The organism is Pseudoalteromonas sp. SR44-2 (genome assembly GCF_014163745.1).
Taxonomy (GTDB): Bacteria; Pseudomonadota; Gammaproteobacteria; order Enterobacterales; family Alteromonadaceae; genus Pseudoalteromonas; species Pseudoalteromonas distincta.
Map to the genome: position 1 here is coordinate 1 of NZ_JACJDW010000065.1, position 4,016 is coordinate 4,016.

Here is a 4,016-nt window from a genome sequence, read left to right on the forward strand (position 1 = left end):
GCCTGGTGATAACATCAAGATGACAGTAACTCTAATCGCACCAATCGCGATGGATGAAGGTCTTCGTTTTGCTATCCGTGAAGGTGGTCGTACTGTAGGTGCTGGTGTTGTAGCAACTATCGTAGCGTAATTATTAGCCTAGCTAATTATTACCAAAAAGCCCGAGCTTAGTCTCGGGTTTTTTAATGTCTAAAATAAAGTGTCATATGAAGGTGGTGTTCTTACTTTAGGCGTAGGTGCGTTGTAGAAACGTTCAAAGCGTAATTATTAGCCTAGCTAATTATTACCAAAAAGCCCGAGCTTAGTCTCGGGCTTTTTAATGTCTAAAATAAAGTACGATTTAATACCAATACGCTTAATTAAGTGATCTATTTTGAGGATGGAAAAACGTGTGGATAGCTAGGCAAAAAATTCGCTATTTAGTTGTTTTAATTGAGAATTTTTTAACACAGGTAGCGACACGTTTAGCCCCGCAAAATGATTAAGTATTATTACAGATTGGTATAAGATGCCGCTTTAACCTTAGGTGAAGATACTTGGTAACAATACTCAAAGTATTATTAGTGGTATTACTAAAAACCCGAGCTAAGCTCGGGTTTTGATAAGTTATAAATGTGTCATACTTAGCTGAAAACTATTCAATATTTTGAATTTGTTCTCTCATTTGTTCAATTAGTACTTTTAGCTCTACAGCGGCAGTAGTGATGTCACTATTGATAGACTTAGACGCTAGCGTGTTAGCTTCACGATTAAATTCTTGCATCATAAAATCTAAGCGGCGGCCACATGCGCCTCCTTTTTTAAGGATTTTTTTAGTTTCTTTAACGTGAGACTTTAAGCGATCTAGTTCTTCAGCTACATCTTGTTTTTGAGCAAGATAAATAAGTTCTTGTTCAAGGCGTGACTCGTCAATGTTTGCTGCTAAGTCTTCTAGCTTTTGAGCAAGTTTTTCACGTTGCCATTTAGCAATCTCAGGCATATGCGTTTCTACAATTTCTACTTGCTCTAGAATTGCATCAAGGCGTATTGCTATCATTTCTTCAAGGTTTGCACCTTCATCGCCACGTGCAGATTTAAAATCTTCGATTACTTGATCAAGACCAGCTATTAATGCTGTATTAACGCTATCCATATCAAGCTCTTCTGCTTCCATAACGCCAGGCCAACGTAATATATCAACAGGGTTAATATCACCATTACTTTGTTGTTGAACCCATTTAGCGCTATTTATTAGTTGTTCAGCAAGTGCTTGGTTAATTGATAGCTCGCCAACGTGGGCAGGATTTGCCACAAACTTTAAAAAGACCTCAACTTTACCGCGTTGTAAGTGTTTGCGTAAACGCTCACGAATAACTGGCTCCATGCCACGAAATTGCTCTGGTGCGCGTATAAATGTTTCAAGGTAACGCTGGTTTACTGAGCGAACTTCCCAAGTGCCAGTACCCCAATCGCCTTTTATTTCGCGACGCGCATAAGCTGTCATACTGTGGATCATGGATATTTTCCTAAATTTATAAATACAATATTATGATGATTATACCGTAACACTGCTTAAGCTCTAGGGAAAATTTAAAACACTGAATATTTTGCATACAGCTATTTATTTAAATCAACATGGTATCTATACCCACATACACTTATAATGTCGCAAATTCTGAATTAAGGGGATCGTCAATGCGTCCAAGCGAAAGAACACCTAACCAAATTAGACCTGTTACATTTACACGTAATTATACTTTGCATGCTGAAGGCTCAGTACTTGTTGAGTTTGGTAACACCAAAGTACTTTGTACAGCTACTGTTGAATCGGGCGTTCCTCGTTTCATGAAAGGTCAGGGTAAAGGTTGGATCAATGCTGAATACGGTATGTTACCGCGAGCAACGCATACGCGTAATGCTCGAGAAGCTGCACGTGGTAAGCAGGGCGGTCGTACTATGGAAATTCAACGCTTAATTGCACGTGCACTTCGTGCGGCTGTTGATTTAAAAGCACTTGGCGAGAACACAATCACCATTGACTGTGACGTTATTCAAGCTGATGGCGGTACACGTACTGCTTCTATAAGTGGTGCATGTGTTGCACTTGTTGATGCACTAACGCATATGCGTGCAAAAGGTATGATTAATTCAAACCCACTTAAACATATGATTGCAGCTATTTCAGTTGGTATTTACAAAGGCCAAGCAATTAGCGATTTAGAATACATTGAAGATTCAGCAGCAGAGACTGATATGAACGTAATTTTAACCGAAACAGGTAAAATTATTGAAATTCAAGGTACAGCTGAAGGCGAACCTTTCTCGTTTGATGAGCTAGATGAGTTACTTACTTTAGCTAAACATTCTATTCGCGAAATTATTGACGTACAAAAGCAAGCATTAGCATAAATAGGTAGGCCACAAGATATGAAAGATTATCAAAAAGAGTTTATAGAATTTGCTCTAGAGAAGCAGGTGTTAAAATTTGGTGAGTTTACATTAAAGTCTGGACGCACAAGTCCTTACTTTTTTAATGCTGGTTTGTTTAATACTGGTCGAGACTTAGCGCGTTTAGGTCGCTTTTATGCATCGGCACTCGAAGATTCTGCTATAGAGTACGATGTATTATTTGGTCCTGCGTACAAAGGTATTCCAATAGCGACAACAACAGCGGTTGCCTTAGCGGATCATCATGATAAAGATGTACCTTACTGTTTTAATCGTAAAGAGAAAAAAGCACACGGTGAAGGCGGCACATTAGTAGGCTCAGAACTCAATGGCAAAATTATGCTAGTTGACGATGTAATTACTGCAGGTACTGCGATTCGTGAGTCGATGGAAATCATTGCACAAAATGGTGCTGACCTTAGTGGTGTTTTAATTGCGTTAGATCGCCAAGAAAAGGGTAAAGCTGAATTATCAGCTATTCAAGAAGTTGAGCGTGACTTTAATACCAAAGTGATTTCAATTGTAAAATTAGCTGATCTTATCAGTTACCTTGAAAGCCAAGGCACAATGGATGAGCATTTAGCCTCAGTTAAAGCTTACCGTGATCAATACGGCGTAGCATAAATAAAAAGCCTCGCAGTGCGGGGCTTTATTTTGACCTTCATTCATAGAGTTTATTAATGAAAGATGTATTAAAACCGAATGGCTTAGGCCTCAAGCGTGTTTTCAAAGCAACCTATTGCTCTTACCTTGGCTTTAAAGCAGCATTTAAAGAAGAAGCAGCATTTAGGCAAGAGCTACTATTAAGCCTTATATTATTTCCTATTTCATTTTGGCTTGCTTCATCACTATTACACTGGGCAATACTAATTAGCTCACTGCTTATTATATTAATAGTTGAATTACTAAACTCCGCCATTGAAGCATTAACAGATCGAGTAAGTACAGAGTTACATGTATTGTCAGGTAGGGCCAAAGATATGGGATCTGCAGCCGTAACACTTTCATTAACGATCGTATTGATCATCTGGGGTGTAAGCCTCTATATGAAGATCGTTTAACTCTACTTCTAATATAAAATAGGTTTGAACCTCGTTAGTTGTTAATAATTTGATGGTTATGTTGTATTTTTAACGTGTTTAGCTCAAATTCTCAGCGAACAGCACATTATTTCAAGTTTTCTTCAAAAAAGGGTTGATCTGTTTTCGGATCTCCCTATAATGCGACCCCACTGAGACGGGAAACAGCAACGCATAGCGAGGCACGAACAACTCAGGGTGTTAAGTAAAACTTAGATTGAATCTTTTTAGAAAGTTTAAATTTAAGTGTTGACAAAAAAATAGGAAAGCGTAACATGCGCAGCCCTAGCGAGATAAAGTTCAACTTTATAATCGCAACGTTCTTTAACAATATAAAGCAATCATCTGTGTGGGCACTCGTGCAGATTGAGTTCTAACAGCTAAGCTACTTAGGTAGCGAGGCAAACAAATTAGAGTCTCAATTGAAAACTGAGTGACCAACAGAATAATTATTTCGGTAATTATTCGGCACAGTCAATTCAATATCGAAAGATATTAAAAAATTCAGAA

General features: G+C 38.2%; 4 protein-coding genes and 1 pseudogene. 4 read left to right on the forward strand and 1 reads right to left on the reverse strand.

The features are described from left to right. A pseudogene (locus H5115_RS19870) lies at nt 1–130 on the forward strand (elongation factor Tu); the annotation flags it as partial. Between the two features lie 504 nt (nt 131–634). Here H5115_RS19870 and H5115_RS19875 read toward each other — a convergent pair. Next, entirely contained in the window at nt 635–1,495 is an 861-nt protein-coding gene (locus tag H5115_RS19875; protein ID WP_138488390.1) for a YicC/YloC family endoribonuclease, read from the reverse strand. Between the two features lie 179 nt (nt 1,496–1,674). Here H5115_RS19875 and rph point away from each other — a divergent pair, with 179 nt between their 5' ends. From rph to H5115_RS19890, 3 genes are read left to right on the forward strand one after another with little or no spacing between them, the layout of a single operon-like run. Next, nucleotides 1,675–2,388, forward strand: coding sequence for a ribonuclease PH (gene rph, locus H5115_RS19880; RefSeq protein WP_002958890.1), 714 nt, complete (start codon nt 1,675–1,677; stop codon nt 2,386–2,388). A gap of 18 nt (nt 2,389–2,406) precedes the next feature. Then, nucleotides 2,407–3,051 (forward strand): orotate phosphoribosyltransferase, encoded by a 645-nt coding sequence (pyrE, locus tag H5115_RS19885; protein WP_002958891.1) that lies wholly within the window; start codon nt 2,407–2,409, stop codon nt 3,049–3,051. Nucleotides 3,052–3,107: 56 nt separating this feature from the next. Then, nucleotides 3,108–3,488, forward strand: coding sequence for a diacylglycerol kinase (locus H5115_RS19890; RefSeq protein ID WP_002958892.1), 381 nt, complete (start codon nt 3,108–3,110; stop codon nt 3,486–3,488). The last annotated feature ends 528 nt before the right edge of the window (nt 3,489–4,016 follow it).